Source organism: Pseudomonas sp. PvP028 (genome assembly GCF_017832255.1).
GTDB classification, from domain to species: Bacteria; Pseudomonadota; Gammaproteobacteria; order Pseudomonadales; family Pseudomonadaceae; genus Aquipseudomonas; species Aquipseudomonas syringae.
Genome location: NZ_JAFIBL010000001.1, coordinates 2,138,537 through 2,156,250, shown reverse-complemented (window position 1 = coordinate 2,156,250; position 17,714 = coordinate 2,138,537). Strand labels below are relative to the sequence as shown.

Annotated in this window: 16 protein-coding genes and 1 pseudogene; 14 read left to right on the top strand and 3 right to left on the bottom strand. The window is 59.3% G+C overall.

The window, feature by feature from the left end:
• The first annotated feature begins 102 nt into the window (after positions 1-102).
• The 13 genes from JOE34_RS09725 (at position 103) to ureC (ending at position 15,326) form a co-directional block, all read left to right on the top strand.
• Positions 103-564, top strand: a complete 462-nt coding sequence (locus JOE34_RS09725; protein ID WP_010417648.1) for a copper chaperone PCu(A)C — start codon at positions 103-105, stop codon at positions 562-564.
• Between the two features lie 393 nt (positions 565-957).
• A complete protein-coding gene (locus JOE34_RS09720; protein ID WP_010417645.1) occupies positions 958-4,428 on the top strand; it encodes a DUF6543 domain-containing protein in 3,471 nt (1,156 codons plus the stop codon).
• Between the two features lie 255 nt (positions 4,429-4,683).
• Positions 4,684-5,949, top strand: coding sequence for an urea ABC transporter substrate-binding protein (gene urtA / locus JOE34_RS09715; RefSeq protein ID WP_010417642.1), 1,266 nt, complete (start codon positions 4,684-4,686; stop codon positions 5,947-5,949).
• A 319-nt stretch (positions 5,950-6,268) separates the two neighbouring features.
• Positions 6,269-7,858, top strand: a complete 1,590-nt coding sequence (gene urtB, locus JOE34_RS09710; RefSeq protein ID WP_032662544.1) for an urea ABC transporter permease subunit UrtB — start codon at positions 6,269-6,271, stop codon at positions 7,856-7,858.
• Positions 7,858-8,937 carry an urea ABC transporter permease subunit UrtC gene (urtC, locus tag JOE34_RS09705; protein WP_004415957.1) on the top strand — a complete coding sequence of 360 codons (1,080 nt, stop codon included), beginning with the start codon at positions 7,858-7,860 and terminating at the stop codon, positions 8,935-8,937. The genes urtB and urtC overlap by 1 nt, the downstream gene beginning before the upstream one ends.
• A complete protein-coding gene (gene urtD, locus JOE34_RS09700) occupies positions 8,934-9,794 on the top strand; it encodes an urea ABC transporter ATP-binding protein UrtD (RefSeq protein WP_003391874.1) in 861 nt (286 codons plus the stop codon). The genes urtC and urtD overlap by 4 nt, the downstream gene beginning before the upstream one ends.
• A gap of 109 nt (positions 9,795-9,903) precedes the next feature.
• The gene (gene urtE / locus JOE34_RS09695) at positions 9,904-10,602 is read left to right on the top strand and encodes an urea ABC transporter ATP-binding subunit UrtE (protein WP_003391872.1); all 699 of its coding nucleotides are present in this window, start codon (positions 9,904-9,906) and stop codon (positions 10,600-10,602) included.
• A 48-nt stretch (positions 10,603-10,650) separates the two neighbouring features.
• Positions 10,651-11,496 carry an urease accessory protein UreD gene (locus JOE34_RS09690; protein ID WP_003317022.1) on the top strand — a complete coding sequence of 282 codons (846 nt, stop codon included), beginning with the start codon at positions 10,651-10,653 and terminating at the stop codon, positions 11,494-11,496.
• A 301-nt stretch (positions 11,497-11,797) separates the two neighbouring features.
• Complete coding sequence (ureA, locus tag JOE34_RS09685) at positions 11,798-12,100, top strand: urease subunit gamma (RefSeq protein WP_003347927.1); 303 nt, start codon at positions 11,798-11,800, stop codon at positions 12,098-12,100.
• Positions 12,101-12,110: 10 nt separating this feature from the next.
• Positions 12,111-12,653: a GNAT family N-acetyltransferase gene (locus JOE34_RS09680; protein WP_003347925.1), complete on the top strand. Its 543-nt coding sequence runs from the start codon at positions 12,111-12,113 to the stop codon at positions 12,651-12,653.
• A 10-nt stretch (positions 12,654-12,663) separates the two neighbouring features.
• The gene (locus JOE34_RS09675; protein ID WP_003347923.1) at positions 12,664-13,197 is read left to right on the top strand and encodes a GNAT family N-acetyltransferase; all 534 of its coding nucleotides are present in this window, start codon (positions 12,664-12,666) and stop codon (positions 13,195-13,197) included.
• A complete protein-coding gene (locus tag JOE34_RS09670) occupies positions 13,194-13,499 on the top strand; it encodes an urease subunit beta (protein WP_003391866.1) in 306 nt (101 codons plus the stop codon). The genes JOE34_RS09675 and JOE34_RS09670 overlap by 4 nt, the downstream gene beginning before the upstream one ends.
• Before the next feature lie 126 nt (positions 13,500-13,625).
• Complete coding sequence (gene ureC, locus JOE34_RS09665; protein WP_024665585.1) at positions 13,626-15,326, top strand: urease subunit alpha; 1,701 nt, start codon at positions 13,626-13,628, stop codon at positions 15,324-15,326.
• 51 nt (positions 15,327-15,377) lie between these two features.
• On the opposite strand, the gene JOE34_RS26120 is transcribed toward ureC, so the two are convergent.
• From JOE34_RS26120 to JOE34_RS09655, 3 genes and pseudogenes are all read right to left on the bottom strand, one after another.
• Complete coding sequence (locus tag JOE34_RS26120) at positions 15,378-15,551, bottom strand: thioredoxin family protein (protein ID WP_310886447.1); 174 nt, start codon at positions 15,549-15,551, stop codon at positions 15,378-15,380.
• Between the two features lie 198 nt (positions 15,552-15,749).
• A pseudogene (locus JOE34_RS26115) lies at positions 15,750-15,986 on the bottom strand (thioredoxin); the annotation flags it as partial.
• 13 nt (positions 15,987-15,999) lie between these two features.
• The gene (locus tag JOE34_RS09655) at positions 16,000-16,386 is read right to left on the bottom strand and encodes a thioredoxin family protein (RefSeq protein ID WP_183132899.1); all 387 of its coding nucleotides are present in this window, start codon (positions 16,384-16,386) and stop codon (positions 16,000-16,002) included.
• Between the two features lie 158 nt (positions 16,387-16,544).
• Here JOE34_RS09655 and JOE34_RS09650 point away from each other — a divergent pair, with 158 nt between their 5' ends.
• Entirely contained in the window at positions 16,545-17,675 is a 1,131-nt protein-coding gene (locus JOE34_RS09650; protein ID WP_024648035.1) for a HAMP domain-containing sensor histidine kinase, read from the top strand.
• Positions 17,676-17,714 lie beyond the last annotated feature (39 nt).

The following is a 17,714-nucleotide window of genomic DNA, read 5'->3' as shown; positions in this document are numbered from 1 at the left end:
GAAACGGGCTCACTCAGCAGCGCTCAAAGGTTTGCCCAAGTGTTTCGGATGTCCAATTGAGCTACCTTTCACTCCTTCATCGAATCCCCGGAGAATCTCCCCATGCTCAAAAAAGCATTGCTGCTGGCCGCACTGCTGCTGCCAGCCTGTGTCGTCCATGCCCATGAGTACAAGGCCGGGGCACTGCTGATTGGCCATCCATGGTCAATGGAGCTACCGCCCAACGCACCGACGGTGGCGGCGTATTTCACCCTCGAGAACAAAGGTGACAGCGCTGACCGCCTGATTAGCGTCGACACGCCCATCGCCGGGCAGGCGCAATTGCATGAGCATGTACATGCCGACGGGCTGATGAAAATGCAGCACGTTCAAGCGGTCGACATACCGGCTGGCGCGAAGGTGGCTTTCGCCCCGATGGCCTGGCACGTGATGTTGCTGGACATCAAGGACCGTTCCAAGCTGGTCGTCGGCCAGCGCTTTCCAATGACTCTGCATTTCGAAAAGGCGGGGGATGTCGAGGTGCAGGTCGTGGTACAAAAACAGGCTCCGGAACATCAGCACTGAGTAGTTTTCACGGGCAGGGCCAAGAGCTGATGTCTTCAGCGATACTGTCGCGGCGACACTCCTGGCACCCAGGACCGATGCTGATTCTCCGGGCGCTTGATCGAATAGTGCTTTCGCGCTTTGCCAAAACAGCGGCGACAGCTTAGATTGCTCACTGCGGGGCCTGAAACCACTGAGTGGCGTTGTGATGAATTCCTCCTCATACCCGGTTTCAGGCCCCGCCCTCACCTCAATCTTGCGCGTTTCCGAGACTTCCTACCGATCAGACAGCCGATGCTGCAGTCCTCTGACTGCGCAGGCCGATACCTGCGTGCCTTCAAGCCTGACTATATGAAATGAACCGCCCGGCATATGCCTCTAGCGGATCATCCATCATGCAGACGAATCGGCACCATGACCTTACCGCGCACCGCATCAACCCAGGCTCTAAACGCCTCGCTTGCCAGCGATACCTATCCACCCGACTTCAGCAAGACGACCCAGGAACTGGCCCGTACCCTGCTTCACCCCCTCAAACCCGAGCTGGATGTCGAGACGACCTGGCTGACCTACCGTGACAGCGAGGTCGAATTCGACCACGGGAGCAACATACACAGGGTTCCACTGATCCCTGGCCTGATCGAATACTTCACCGGCCATTTGCAATGGATCGACAATGATGTAGTCGCTCTCCACCCGCCTCTTGACACGCCCTCCCCAACGCCTGACACACAGCAACCTGACGTCAAGCCACCAGCCATTCAGCCGCTGGGGCGGGCAGCGACCGTAACGTTCTTCACCGAGGTCAGCGAGCAACTGGAGCAGTGCTATAAACAAAATCTTGCAGACTACTGGAACACTGCGACGCTTGATGGCGAAACCCGGAGCAGCCGGTTTGTCGCAGAGCAGATCGAGTGCCTGACATCCGAATGTGCAGTGCTGATCGCCTTGGGAAAGATGACAACCGGGCACTACAGCCTGCTTTCGGCCGCCCTCGGGCCCTGTGCCACAAATGCGACAGAGGGTTTCGCAGACTTACAGCCGCACAGTGTTTACAGCCTGTCGGCACGAGACGGCGACGGCCCCTCGCTGTCACTTTACGGCGCGTTTGCCATTGCCCGGCGTCTTCGTGATGCGCCGGTCCAGCCAGACCTGGAAGAGCTGGAAGATGTCCTGCTGTTTACGCCCCATGACGGGCTGGAAGCATTTGCCTCATTGCAACAGTTGAACGACGCGCTTGTTCAGCGAGTGACTGAACCCGAGTACCGAGGACGTTTGGGCGATGGCGTCACCGCCGGGCAGGCAAGCACCACCAACCCCACCCCTGTCTTGCAATGGCAATACACCCTGATGGACGGCAATTTTCTCAGCCTGCTGCTTGCCCGGCAGGTTGTCGCGCAGCAGTCGGTCTTCGCTCAGACTGTACAGCTGGCCCGCTCTCAGAAGATGGACGCGGTCTGCTTCAAGCAAATGATAGCGAATTTGCTGAAACCCAGGATTTACTTCGACAACCACTGGCGACTCGACGGGTTCGATAGCGATCTGGTGCAAAACCAGATGCCCGATTGGTGGAAAACCATGACGCTGACGCAGCGTCAGGCATGGCATTGCCAGGCACAGCGGTTTGGCGAGTTGGTGGTGAACATGCGCAAAGCCAGCAAGGAGCACTTCGGCCAGGCGGAAAATGACAGCCGCACCTATCCGACGCGCTTTATCGACCAGCAACTGGCTCAACTGCTGAACCGGCTATCCATCGCTGCAACAGCGCAACAGATCAATATTTCACTGACCTACAGGACGGGCATCGAAGTGCTCGATATTCCCGGCGCGCCTGTCTTGCCAGAAACCAAGACCGAGAACGTTTCACTCAGGCAACTGGCACATACCCAAGCCCTGCACACCAAGGCCAAGGATGCCGTTCTTCTGCGCGCTGTCGACGCTGAAGGCGTCTCTCTTGCGCACTTGGACAAGCAGGCCGTAACGGAGCTGATTGCCACGCTGGAAGATCCCCGACACCTCAGTGATTACCTTGAACTGCACCTGAAAACCTCGGCGTATGCACAGCAGCTCAAGCGGTCAGAAAAAGCCATGTTGCGAGCTCAGATGAAGATGGCGCTGCTGGAGATCGAACAACAGGCTTTTGCACACCCCGGTCGCGAATGGATCAAGGCTGTACTGGATTCGCCAGGAATTCAAGGACGGCGAACCATCAACGAGCAAGCCATTGAAGTCCGTTTTTTCAGCGTCAACCAATTCAAGATGACCAACGTGATGCTGATTGCTCCAGCCGGAACATTCGAGAAGGGGCCGCTGGTGCTGTGCACGCTGGATGCTGCCGACGGTGTAGTTTTCCGCTGGTTCAACAGCATGTATCACCTGACCACCAGTTTTCTGGAAGAGGCACCCTTCCAGCAGTATCTGATTCAACAAATACCGGTTTCCAGGCGTATTGAGACGCTGCATGCCATGCAGTACGAAAAGGAAGCGAAGCATTGGCGTCTGCCCGAAGTATTCACCCAACTGACGCTGCTACCGATCCCGTCAAGGCTGCTGCGCCCGGTCGTGTTTGTTAGCCAGAGCAAAGACATTTACGAGGAAAATCATGAGACCAAGATCAACCATCTGATCAACGAAGCCAAACGGCAGATGAGCCTGACCACCGGTACAGGGCAATCGGGTCGGGGATTCGATCTGATCGCGAGCATTGCGATTCTGTTTCTGCCTGGCCCGATCATGATGCCTGTCTCGCTGGGCGCTGGCCTTTACAAAACCTGGAGCGCTTTTTCGAAAATCGATGAAAACGACCTGGAAGGCGCCGCCGAGGAGTTTCTGAGCGCCCTCAGCTACCTTGCCATTGCCTTGGTCGGCCACTTGGCGCTGGCCTTGAAACCGGCAGGAATCGCCGCAAAAACGGTGAGACGTCCGCACCTGGTACGCAGAGTCGGTCGCGATGGTCAGGCACAGATCGGCTACCTCCTGTCGCATTCAAAGGCGCCGCGTTTCGCAGACTCGAAATTGATCGCTGCCATGGACCCCAAACGCTTCGTCGCCATTGAGGTAGAAGGCCAGACCTGCTTCATAAGCCGACGGGCCAACGTGTTCGGCCACTCACGCCTTTATCGGGTAAACCCGATGGATACCACGCAATTGGTGCACGGGCAGGAGTTTGCTCTTCGCAGCACGACCGGGGTCTGGAAAATCGTGGGCAAACAGATCCCGCGTATGAGTCAGTCCGCAATCCGCAATGCCGAGGCGCGGCTGACCAGCCTGACAACTCTCTGGCCGGCGTCTCTGGAGGAAGCAAGTAGCACCGAACGCTTGAGTTTCGAGACCGACTACCTGGCGCTGGCCAAGACATCCAACGCAGAAAACTTTTCCGAAATCACCGCCTACGTGGAAGGTGGTTCAACGGACATCAACCCGCTGCTGCGAAGCGGTGTGCGCAACGCCACCACGCGCAGGTTTCTACGTCAGTTCCACAAGCTCAAGGCGTGGGAAGGCACCGCATTTCGCGCCACCTATGTGTCCAGCGACGGGGTGGCCTGCCTTGAGCGCGAAGTGGGTGCAGTGTTTACCGACAATGGCGTGCAGTCTGCATCAATGTCGCGAGCCAATGCCTCCAGATGGAGCCAGGACGGGTTCGTGAGTCGCAACGCCAATGCCGAAAACCACCCGGTGTTTTTCATCTTTGCACCGGCGGTGCCCAAGAAGAACATGTTCACCGGTTTTCTTGGTGATCACGTGGCCATTGCGCCGGGGACATACGTGCAACTGGGTGCGACCAAGCGGGTCAACGGACAGCTGTTTGCCTGGTTTGATGCGCCTGAACAACTGGTTGATCAGACCTACGATCTCTATACCGGAGAACAGGAACTCTGGGTCTGAAACCCTCACGCGGCTGATCCGGGAAGCCGGCCTTAACTGGCCGGCGCTCCTGCGAAGCAGCCTTGCACCATTGCAGAGCCCGGAGCGCCCGCGGGGCAAAGCCGGGTTCCACCTTGGTGCACACCCTCCACGAACCGCGACACATTCGTTTCATTTTGCGACGTTTCTACGTTGGCCCAGACCTTGCTAAAGCTTGAAAGCGCAATGAAATGTACCGCCGCCAAACCATCAAATAATGTACTAAGGGAGCAGTCAATGAAGCGTCGCAGCCTGATCAAAGCCTTTACCCTGTCCGCATCGATCGCCGCCATGGGACTGGCCTGGACCGTTCAGGCTGCCGAGACCATCAAGGTCGGCATTCTGCATTCGTTGTCCGGCACCATGGCCATCTCCGAGACGTCGCTCAAGGACATGGCCTTGATGACCATCGACGAAATCAACGCCAAAGGCGGCGTCAACGGCAAGATGCTGGAGCCGGTCGTCGTCGACCCTGCGTCCAACTGGCCGCTGTTCGCGGAAAAAGGCCGTCAGTTGCTGACCCAGGACAAGGTCGCCGTGGTATTCGGCTGCTGGACATCGGTGTCGCGCAAATCAGTGCTGCCGGTCTTCGAAGAGCTCAACGGGCTGCTGTTCTACCCGGTGCAGTACGAAGGCGAAGAGATGTCGCCCAATGTTTTCTACACCGGCGCTGCGCCTAACCAGCAGGCCATCCCTGCCGTCGAATATGTCATGAGTGAAGATGGCGGCTCGGCCAAACGCTTCTTCCTGCTCGGCACCGACTACGTCTACCCGCGTACTACCAACAAGATTCTGCGCGCATTCCTGCATTCCAAAGGCGTGAAAGATACCGATATCGAAGAGGTCTACACCCCGTTCGGTCACTCCGATTATCAAACCATCGTGGCCAACATCAAGAAGTTCTCCGCCGGTGGCAAGACGGCCGTTATCTCCACCGTCAACGGCGACTCCAACGTGCCGTTCTACAAGGAACTGGCCAACCAGGGCCTGAACGCTACCGACGTACCGGTTGTGGCCTTCTCGGTAGGCGAAGAAGAACTGCGCGGCATCGACACCAAGCCACTGGTAGGCCATCTGGCCGCCTGGAACTACTTCCAGTCGGTGGAAAACCCGGTCAACAAGAAGTTCGTGGCTGACTGGACGGCCTACGCCAAAAAGAAAAACCTGCCAGGCGCTGACAAGGCCGTGACCAACGACCCGATGGAAGCCACGTATGTCGGCATTCACATGTGGGCGCAGGCGGTCGAGAAAGCCAAATCCACTGACGTGGACAAGGTCCGTGAAGCCATGGCCGGCCAAACGTTCGCAGCGCCGTCGGGCTTTACCCTGACCATGGACAAGACCAACCACCACTTGCACAAGCCCGTGATGATCGGCGAAATCCAGGACGACGGACAGTTCAACGTCGTGTGGCAGACCAAAGAGCCGATCCGCGCCCAGCCATGGAGCCCGTACATCCCTGGCAACGACAAGAAGCCGGACACCCCGGCGAAGAGCAACTGAAGGATAAAAGCCGACTGCTGATCGTTCCCACGCTCGCCGCCAAGCGTCATATACAGGTCCTGAAGCCCGCGAAATACGGGGCTTCAAAGCTTCTGCCCACAGGGCGTAGGAGCGACCGGGGCGGCGATCCGCCTTGTTCGCGAAGACGGTAGTTCGAACGATACATTTTCGGAGAATGTACCGGCCCTTTCGCGAACAAGTTCGCTCCTACGGCCTTCGGCCAGAATCAAAAACAGCCCCCGCATGTGACGCTTGGCGAAGGGCGTGAAGGACCGTCTCAAGAGTAGACGACGCCATACTGAATCAAGGCCATATTGATATGCCTTCTTATTTTTATCGTTTGATCCTCACCATCAGCCTGCTGCTGCCTTTGGCTGCCCAGGCCGGCGATGCCAGTGACTTTGTCGCAGCCAGTTCTTCGCAACAGGCAGAACTGCTGGAAGCCTGGGCCGCCAAGCCTGTGCCGGAACGTGTCGAGCTGCTCGAAGCCTTGCGCGATGGCCGTGTGGGTGCCGACAGCAGCAAGCGCGCCTGGATCGAAAACAACGATCAATACGTGGCCGTCGATGCACAGGCCCCTGCCGCCGTCGATGCTCCAACGCCTGACGAACCGCGTAAATTGCGCTTGAACAACCGGCTGCGTGGCCTGGTTGAAACGGCGCTGGCCAGCCATCAGTTGCTGGCAGCCGATACACGACTGCGCATGGCCGCCGCCCTGCAATTGCAAAAAAGCGCGCGCCCTGCACAACTCGAGTTGCTGACCGAACGCGTGGCCAGCGAATCCGATTCCAGTGTCAAAAGCGCACTAACCCTGGCGCTGGCCAACCTGCAAATGGTCGACACCAGCCCGACAGTACGTCTGGCTGCCGTGCGACTGCTGGGCGAAACCGGTGACCCGCTGGCGCGTACCCGCCTTGAATCATTGCTGGCACCCGGCGTGGAAACCGACGCTTCGGTACGCGTGGCGGCTGAAACCAGCCTGGCGCAGGTCAAGCGCAAGCTGATGATCGGGGAAATCCTCGGCCAGGCGTTCAGCGGCATGTCGCTGGGCTCGATCCTGCTGCTGGCGGCGCTGGGTCTGGCGATTACCTTCGGCCTGCTGGGCGTAATCAACATGGCCCACGGCGAGATGCTGATGCTGGGGGCCTACTCAACCTACGTCGTGCAACTGATGCTGCAGCGCTACGCACCGGGGGCCATCGAGTACTACCCGCTGATCGCGTTGCCGGTGGCGTTCTTTGTCACCGCCGTGATCGGCATGGCCCTGGAGCGCACGGTCATTCGTCATCTGTATGGCCGGCCACTGGAAACCCTGCTGGCCACCTGGGGCATCAGCCTGATGCTGATTCAGGCCGTGCGTCTGGCCTTCGGCGCGCAGAATGTTGAAGTCGCCAACCCGCAATGGCTGTCTGGCGGTATCCAGGTGCTGCCTAATCTGGTGCTGCCTTACAACCGCATCGTGATCATCGCGTTCGCGCTGTTCGTGGTGGTGCTGACCTGGCTGCTGCTGAACAAGACCCGCCTGGGCCTGAACGTGCGCGCCGTCACGCAGAACCGCAACATGGCCGCCTGCTGTGGCGTACCGACCGGGCGCATCGACATGATGGCCTTCGGTCTGGGCTCAGGTATCGCGGGGCTGGGGGGTGTTGCCCTGAGCCAGATCGGCAACGTGGGTCCTGATCTTGGGCAAAGCTACATCATTGATTCGTTCCTGGTGGTCGTGCTCGGCGGTGTCGGGCAACTGGCCGGCAGCGTGATGGCGGCCTTCGGGCTGGGCATCGCCAACAAGATTCTCGAACCGCAAATCGGCGCCGTGTTGGGCAAGATCCTGATCCTGGCGCTGATCATTCTGTTTATCCAGAAACGTCCGCAAGGCCTCTTCGCACTGAAAGGACGGGTGATTGACTGATGAGCCAGCCATTGATAGTAACTGCCGCGCAAAAAGTCGGGCCCAGAGGCACGCTGACCGCAGGCTGCGTAATACTGGCGGTGCTGCTGGCACTGCCGCTGCTGTCGCTGCTGCCTGCCGATAACAGCTTTCAGGTCTCGGCCTACACCCTGACCCTGGTGGGCAAGATTCTCTGCTACGCCATTGTCGCGCTGGCGCTGGACCTGGTCTGGGGCTACGCCGGGCTGTTGTCGCTGGGCCACGGCCTGTTCTTCGCCTTGGGCGGTTACGCCATGGGCATGTACCTGATGCGCCAGGCCGCTGGCGATGGTCTGCCGGCCTTCATGACCTTCCTGTCGTGGACCGAGCTGCCGTGGTACTGGGCGGGCACCGACAACTTCCTCTGGGCGATGTGCCTGGTGGTCCTGGCACCGGGACTGCTGGCATTGGTATTCGGCTTCTTCGCCTTCCGCTCGCGGATCAAGGGCGTGTACTTTTCGATCATGACCCAGGCGCTGACCTTCGCCGGCATGCTGCTGTTCTTTCGCAACGAGACCGGCTTTGGCGGCAACAACGGGTTCACCAACTTCCGCAGCATTCTGGGCTTCAGCATCAGTGCCCAAGGGACCAGAGCCGCGCTGTTTATGGCCACGGTCGCATTGCTGGTGGCCAGTCTGTACATCGGCTGGCGCCTGGCGCAGAGCAAGTTCGGCCGCGTGCTGACCGCGCTGCGCGATGCGGAAAACCGTCTGATGTTCTGCGGTTACGATCCGCGCGGCTTCAAACTGTTCGTCTGGGTCCTGAGCGCCGTGCTGTGCGGTCTGGCTGGCGCCTTGTATGTACCGCAGGTCGGCATTATCAACCCCAGCGAAATGTCGCCGACCAACTCGATTGAAGCCGCTGTCTGGGTAGCCTTGGGTGGCCGCGGCACGCTGATCGGCCCGCTGCTGGGCGCAGGTCTGGTGAACGGCATGAAGAGCTGGTTCACCATGGCCTTCCCGGAATACTGGCTGTTCTTCCTTGGCGCGCTGTTCATCATCGTCACGCTGTATCTGCCCAAGGGCGTGATCGGCATGCTGAAGAAAAGGAGCGAGCAATGAAAACCACTCCGACCCCGTCTTTCATGCTGGAACCGATCCTGGCGCCAAACTCCGACGCTGGCACCAGCCGCGACGCAGTGGGATTCGGCAAAAGCGCTGGCAAAGGCCTCAACACTCGCCACGGCACGATCCTGACGCTGGAAGACATCAGCGTCAGCTTCGATGGTTTCAAGGCACTGAACGATCTGAATCTATACATCGGCGTAGGCGAACTGCGCTGCATCATCGGCCCCAACGGCGCGGGCAAGACCACGCTGATGGACGTCATCACCGGCAAGACCCGCCCCAGCCACGGCAAGGCCTGGTTCGGTGAAACGCTGGACCTGACGAAGATGACCGAAGTGCAGATCGCTCAGGCCGGCATCGGCCGCAAGTTCCAGAAACCCACAGTATTCGAGGCCTTGAGCGTGTTCGAAAACCTCGAGCTGGCGCAGAAGACAGACAAATCGGTGTGGGCCAGTCTGCGTGCGCAGTTGAGCGGCGAACAACAGGACCGGATCGGTGAGGTGCTGGAAACGATACGCCTGACCAGCTCGATGCACCGTCCTGCGGGCTTGCTGTCCCACGGCCAGAAGCAGTTTCTGGAGATCGGCATGCTGCTGGTTCAGGACCCGCAATTACTGCTGCTCGACGAGCCCGTCGCGGGCATGACCGATGCCGAAACCGAATTCACCGCCGAGCTGTTCAAAAGCCTCGCCGGCAAGCATTCGCTGATGGTGGTTGAACACGACATGGGTTTCGTCGGCTCGATTGCCGACCATGTCACCGTGCTGCACCAGGGCAGCGTGCTGGCTGAAGGCTCGCTGAACGACGTACAGGCCGACGAACGCGTGATCGAAGTTTACTTGGGGCGCTAGCGCGACCAGCTGCAAGCTTTTAGTTGCAAGCTGCAAGCTAGAAGCAAAAACAACGTGCTGCTCTTTACTTGCAGCTTGAAGCTTGAAGCTTATAACTCATGAGGCCCTCATGCTCACTGTTAGCCAGCTCCACCAATATTACGGCGGCAGCCACATTCTTCGCGGCCTGTCGTTTGATGTGAAGGTCGGTGAAGTCACCTGCCTGCTGGGCCGCAACGGCGTGGGCAAGACCACGCTCTTGCGCGTGCTGATGGGCCTGCTGCCATCGAAGGAAGGCTCGGTGCAATGGGAAGGCAAGACCATCACCCAGTTCAAGACGCATCAAAGGGTACATGCCGGGATTGCTTACGTGCCGCAAGGCCGGGAAATATTCGGCCGGCTGACGGTCGAGGAAAATCTGCTCATGGGCCTGTCCCGTTTTCCCGGCTCCGAGGCCAAGGAAGTGCCGGCCTTCATCTACGAGCTGTTCCCGGTGCTGCTGCAAATGAAGCACCGCCGCGGCGGCGATCTGTCCGGTGGTCAGCAGCAGCAACTGGCCATAGGCCGGGCACTGGCGAGCCGTCCGCGCTTGCTGATTCTCGACGAGCCCACCGAAGGTATTCAGCCCTCGGTGATCAAGGAAATCGGCGCCGTCATCAAAAAGCTCGCCGAGCGTGGCGACATGGCGATTCTGCTGGTCGAACAATTCTACGACTTCGCCGCAGAGCTGGCCGATCAGTACCTGGTGATGTCGCGGGGCGAGATCGTCCAGCAGGGCCGTGGCGAGAACATGGAGAGCGACGGCGTTCGAGGTCTGGTCACCATTTGATGAGTCAATCCGTTATCGTGCAGCATTCGACAAGCCAATGAAGACACCATGAACCTGCCTGCCAACACCGCCCTCTTCACCCCCAGCTGGCACGCCGAGCTGGAATTGGGTTACGGCCGTTTCGATGACAGCACACGCCCGACACTGCGGCGCCACAAAGGACCTCTGCGCGTGCAAAAGCATCTGTACGCCGAAGGTCCGGAGGTGTGCCAGCACATCATCGTTCATCCACCGGGCGGTATCGCCGGGGGTGACCGGCTGGATATCTCGGCCACCGTCGGTGCCGATGCCTGGGCACAGCTGACCAGCCCCGGCGCGGCCAAATGGTATCGCGCCGCCAGCCCGGCCTTTCAGCAACTGGAACTGCACGTCCAGCCCGGTGCGACACTGGAATGGCTGCCGCAGGAAACCATCGTCTTCAGCAATGCCCAGGCAGAACTGAGCACTCGGATAGAGCTGCACGGTGATGCAAAGCTATGCTACTGGGACGTGGTGGCTTTGGGCCGGCCGGCCAGTGGCGAGCGGTTCGAGCACGGCCATTTTCAATCGCATCTGGATATCCGTCGCGACGGCACATTGCTCTGGCATGAGCGACAACGCATTATCGGTGGCGACGGGCTGCTGGGTTCGCCCATCGGCCTGGACGGCAGAACCGTGTTCGCCACCCTGCTGATGACCGGCGAAGTGGGCAGCGAGCTGCTCGAGGCCTGCCGTTCGCTGTCGATGCCCAACCCGGTACGCGGCGACCTGACTCAATTGCCCGGTCTGCTGGTCGCTCGCTGTCTGGCAGACGAAGCATTGCACGCCCGGGCCTGGCTGATACAAATCTGGAAATACCTGCGCCCTGCCCTGCTGGGACGCGAGGCGGTAACGCCAAGAATCTGGAATACCTGATTGATGACTGGACGCTCTGCATTCCAGGCTACACCCTCGGCGCTGATGCACTCAGCGTGGTACATAAGTCCTGAAAAGCCCGAAAATCGGGGCTTTTAGCGCTTCTGCCCGCAGGGCGTGGGAGCGAACTTGTTTGCGAAGACAATGTTTTAGGCGCTGCATGTTCGGCGACTACACCGGCCCCTTCGCGAACAAGTTCGCTCCCACGGCCTTCGGCCAGAACCCAAAACAGACTTATATATAACAATGAGGGCTCAGCCTGGGAACGATCAACCACCGAATTTGAACAAACGGAAGCCCCATGGACCTGACACCACGCGAAAAAGACAAGCTACTGATCTTCACCGCCGGACTGGTCGCCGAACGGCGTCTGGCGCGCGGCGTGAAGCTCAATTACCCGGAAGCCATGGCCTATATTTCTGCAGCGCTGCTCGAAGGTGCGCGTGACGGACAGACCGTCGCTGAGCTCATGCACTACGGCACGACCCTGCTGACTCGCGATCAGGTCATGGAAGGTATCGCGGAAATGATCCCGGAGATCCAGGTGGAAGCCACCTTTCCGGATGGCACCAAACTCGTCACCGTGCATCAGCCGATTGCCTGAAGGAGTGATCATGCAGGACGCGATTCGCGACGCCTTGCCGGACGATCTGCCGGGCATTCTGGACATCTACAACGATGCGGTGCTCAACACCACGGCTATCTGGAACGAGCAGCCGGTTGATCTGGCTAACCGCCAGGCCTGGTACGCAGCTCGCCAGAGCCAGGCGTATCCGATTCTGGTGGCCGTCGACAACGCAGGCGACGTGCTTGGCTATTCGTCGTTTGGCGACTGGCGGCCGTTCGAAGGCTTTCGCCATACGGTCGAGCATTCGGTCTACGTGCGCGCCGACCAGCGTGGCAAACGCCTGGGCCCGCGCCTGATGGCCGCTTTGATCGAGCGCGCCCGCGACTGTGACAAGCACATGATGGTCGCGGCCATAGAAAGCGGTAACGCGGCGTCCATCGCCCTGCATGATCGCCTGGGTTTCAAGACCACCGGACAAATGCCCCAGGTCGGCACCAAGTTCGGTCGCTGGCTGGACCTGACGTTCATGCAGCTAGACCTGTCGCCCGGTGCTCAGCCACCGGTTTCACAAGCCCCTTCCGCCCTTTAGAGAGCACGCCATGAACCCAGCACAGCTGCGCCGCGTCACCGCCGAAAGCTTCGCGCATTACCGCCAGGGTCTGGCGCAACTGTTGTTCGATACGGTTCATGATGGCGCGTCGGTCGGTTTCATGGCCGACCTCGACATGGCGCAGGCCTACGGCTGGTGCGACGGGCTCAGAGTCGACGTCGCCGCTGGCACTCTGCTGCTGTGGGTCGTGGTCGAGAACGAAAACGTTCTGGCCAGTGCGCAACTGTCGCTGTGTCAGAAGCCCAATGGCCTGAACCGCGCCGAAGTACAGAAACTGATGGTGCTGCCTGCGGCTCGCGGGCGTGGCCTGGGCAGGCAATTGATGGAGGCCGTTGAGCAGGCGGCCGTGAAACACAAACGTGGACTGCTGCACCTGGACACCGAAGCAGGCTCGACGGCTGAAGCGTTCTATCGCTCGCTGGCCTACCACCGTGTCGGTGAACTGCCGGATTATTGCGCGACACCGGACGGTCGCTATCGGCCGACCGCCATTTATTTCAAAACCTTGGGGCAACCGACATGATCCCTGGTCAATACCAGATCCAGCCCGGCGACATCGAACTCAACGCCGGACGCCGCACCCTCAGCCTTACCGTCGCCAACAGCGGCGACCGGCCGATTCAGGTGGGCTCGCATTTCCACTTTTTCGAAACCAACGACGCACTGACCTTCGACCGCGCCGCCAGCCGGGGCATGCGCCTGAACATTCCGGCCGGCACCGCCGTGCGCTTCGAACCGGGCCAGTCCCGAGAAGTCGAGCTGGTGGACCTGGCCGGTTTGCGCAAGGTTTACGGGTTTGCCGGTCGGGTGATGGGGGAGCTTTAGCTTCAAGCTTCAAGAGAAAAGCATATGACGACTAAAGACTTGCGGCTTGCAGCTTTCAGCTTGTCGCTTTGAACACATTACAGTGTGCGGCCTGCAGCTTGCCGCTCTGAATCCGAGGTACGAGAGATGAAGATAAGCCGACAAGCCTACGCAGACATGTTCGGCCCCACCGTCGGCGACAAGGTTCGCCTGGCCGATACCGAGCTGTGGATCGAGGTCGAGCAGGACTTCACCACCTACGGTGAAGAAGTGAAGTTCGGCGGTGGCAAGGTCATTCGTGACGGCATGGGCCAGGGCCAGTTGCTGGCCGCTGACGTAGTCGACACGCTGATCACCAATGCCTTGATCATCGATCACTGGGGCATCGTCAAGGCAGACGTCGGCATCAAGAACGGGCGTATCGCGGCCATTGGCAAGGCGGGCAACCCGGACATCCAGCCGGACGTGACCATTGCAGTCGGCGCAGCCACCGAGGTCATTGCCGGCGAAGGCATGATCCTCACCGCGGGTGGCGTCGACACGCACATCCACTTCATCTGCCCGCAGCAGATCGAAGAAGCGCTGATGAGCGGCGTGACGACCATGATCGGCGGCGGCACTGGGCCGGCCACGGGCACCAACGCCACCACTGTCACACCCGGCCCGTGGCACATGGCGCGCATGCTCCAGGCCTCGGACTCGTTCCCGATGAACATCGGTTTCACCGGCAAGGGCAACGTCAGCCTGCCCGGCCCGCTGATCGAACAGGTCAAGGCAGGCGCCATCGGTCTGAAGTTGCACGAGGACTGGGGCACCACGCCTGCGGCCATCGACAACTGTCTGAGCGTGGCCGACGAATACGACGTGCAGGTGGCGATCCACACCGATACCCTCAACGAGTCGGGTTTTGTCGAGACCACCCTGGCCGCGTTCAAGAACCGCACGATTCACACTTATCACACCGAAGGTGCCGGTGGCGGTCACGCGCCGGACATCATCAAGGCCTGCGGTTCGCCGAACGTACTGCCGAGCTCGACCAACCCGACCAGGCCGTTCACCCGCAACACCATCGACGAGCACCTGGACATGCTAATGGTCTGCCACCACCTGGACCCGAGCATCGCCGAAGATGTGGCCTTCGCGGAAAGCCGCATTCGCCGCGAGACCATTGCCGCCGAGGACATCCTCCACGACCTGGGCGCGTTTTCCATGCTCAGCTCCGACAGCCAGGCCATGGGTCGGGTTGGCGAGGTGATCATGCGCACCTGGCAAACCGCCGACAAGATGAAGAAACAGCGTGGCCCGCTGCCGCAGGATGGCCCAGGCAACGATAACTTCCGCGCCAAGCGCTACATAGCCAAATACACCATAAACCCGGCGATCACGCACGGCATCAGCCATGAAGTGGGCTCCATTGAAGTCGGCAAATGGGCGGACCTGGTGCTCTGGCGCCCGGCGTTCTTCGGCGTCAAACCGACCCTGATCCTCAAAGGTGGCGCCATCGCCGCCAGCCTGATGGGCGACGCCAACGCTTCCATCCCGACGCCGCAACCGGTCCACTACCGGCCCATGTTCGCAAGTTTCGGCAGCTCGCTGCACGCCACCAGCCTGACCTTCATCAGCCAGGCCGCGTTCGACGCCGGCGTACCGGAGTCACTGGGCCTGAAGAAGCAGATCGGCGTGGTCAAAGGCTGCCGTACCGTGCAGAAGAAAGACCTGATCCACAACGATTACCTGCCAGACATCGAAGTCGACCCACAGACCTATCAGGTCAAGGCCGACGGCGTGCTGCTATGGTGCGAACCGGCCGATGTGCTGCCGATGGCACAGCGGTACTTTCTGTTTTGAATCAGCAAGGGCCTTCGCTTTCAGAAGGCCCTTCAATATTTATTGCTCGGTTTATTCTTTGAGGCTAAGCAACTCGTTGAGTTTGGCTCTGAACCAGGACTTCAGATGAAAATCAGCGGTTTCCTCAATCTTATTACCGCTCTTGAAAAAGATGACGGTTGGTGTAACGGTGACATTGTAGTTTTGGGCTGTCGCTGGGCTAGCGTCCACAGGCACACGAAGCATGACGACCCTCCCGGCAAACTCAGGCGCTAGCTCATCGAGAATTGCCCCAGTCCGTGTACTGTTGTTCGCTTCACCATGGTCATTAACGCCGGGGTTGCTGAATTCCAACACCACCAACGGGCTGATTGCAGTCCATTGGGAACTGAAGTCCGCATCGTTCTTGACGACCCGGACCTGGGCTGCCTTGTTCTGGTAATTCAGAAGTGTTTCTTTAGATTCCAATATTTTCAGCGACTGCAGCGTATCGTTGATAGCGTCCAGTACCCCCAGATCCTGGGGGGTGCCGGTGCCCTGCAATGCTCGCTGCAATGGGAGAAAAACGCTCAGTTTTCCTGTCGCTACGTCGTCGAGTTTGCTGACTTTTCCGTCGGCCAGTGTCTGCTGGGCACGCGTTACACGCTCTTCAACAAAGGCTGTGAGTTCTGTGTTCGACATGGTCATTCTCCGATTACGAGGCGGGTAGCAATTCATCCAGGGTCTGCGTCATCCGTTCTTTGGTTTGCAGGCCGACAAGGTCTTTCCTTGCTCTTGCGCCACCCTTGAAGAAAACCATCGTCGGACCATGATTTATCTGATATTCAGTCGAAGTCACCGGGTTCAAAGAGTCTTTGAGATCCGAATCCAGTTCGATCTCGACCCTGACCAAGCTGACATTTAGTAGGGCATATTTCTCTTCCAGCGCATTAAAAACGGTATCCATTCTGGCGCTGGCGTTTTCCTCGCCTCGCTTATTTACCTTCCCTTTCGTCGAGAATTCCACCACCACGAGCTTTTGGTTGCTCGCCTCAATGACATCCTTCTGAAAGGTCAAATCAGTAACTGTCATGACACTCATGCTCAGGGCCTCCGTTCGATTAACCTGCCGAATGAACATAGGCTCCATAGAAATCAGCGTCTACTGACAGAAATGACAGTAAACACTCTGTTTGTCGTGCTCTGTAAAGGCGATAATATGCGCCATCTTTCGTCACGCTCCTCCAAAGGTAACCGGCCATGCGCCTTTCCGAATTCATCGTTATTCATGTGGATCGCATCGTCGATGAATGGGAAGACTTCGCCAGAACCCTGAAACCGGCGGCAGAAACGATGACCAGGGCAGAGCTGCGGGATCATGCCAGGTCGATTTTGCTCGCCGCAGCACGGGACATGAAGACCGCGCAGAGCAAAAGCGAGGAGATTGCCAAGGCCAGAGGCGAAGAGCTGAACAAGACACCAAGCCTGGACGAAGCAGCCAGCAGCCATGGCGAGTTGCGCCATGAGGTCGGTTTTGATCTGGTGCAGATGACGTCGGAGTTTCGCCATCTGCGCGCCAGCGTCATCCGCCTCTGGGTAGAAAGCCTGGCAGCGCCGCAACTGGCCGATTTTCAGGACGTGATTCGCTTCAACGAAGCCATCGACGAGGCGCTTGCCGAATCCACCGCGGCCTATGCGGAGCGGGTTGGGCGCTCACGAGATATCTTTCTCGCCATTCTCGGTCACGATCTGCGCGCGCCACTACAGGCCGTCAGCATGTCCACCGAGTTGCTGGCCCGCAAAATAACGCTGGACGAAAAGACCCAGTCCTATGTTTCACGTATCCAGACCAGCACTCGCCATATGGGCTCGATGGTCAGCGATCTGCTCGAGTTCGTGCGCAGCCGCCTGGGCGCCGGGCTACCGGTGGAGCGCAAATACATGGACCTGGCCAGCGCCTGCCGCGAGGCCATCGAGGAAGCCTGCGCCGGGCGACCGGACTCTGTGCCGGTGCTGAACATCGAAGGCAACACCAAGGGTCACTGGGACGCCGGACGGATCAGCCAGATGTTACAGAACCTGATCGGCAATGCCCTGCAGCATGGTGCCGCCAGTCACGAAATAACGGTGACTGTCACGGGTGCCGAGAAAGCGGTGATATTGGTGGTACACAACGAAGGCAAACCGATTGCCGAAGACGCTATCGGGACGATCTTCGATCCGCTGGTGCGCAGCACCGAGGAAAACAGCGAAACACGCGGCACGTCGACCAGCCTGGGTCTTGGCCTGTTCATCGTCAAGGAAGTGGTCAACGCCCACGGCGGCAGCATCACTGTGACCTCGACCATTGGCGAGGGCACGACCTTCAATGTGGTGCTGCCGAAAAACTGACCGAGGCTGACTGCCTGCTGATGCGGGTGCCGCATCAGC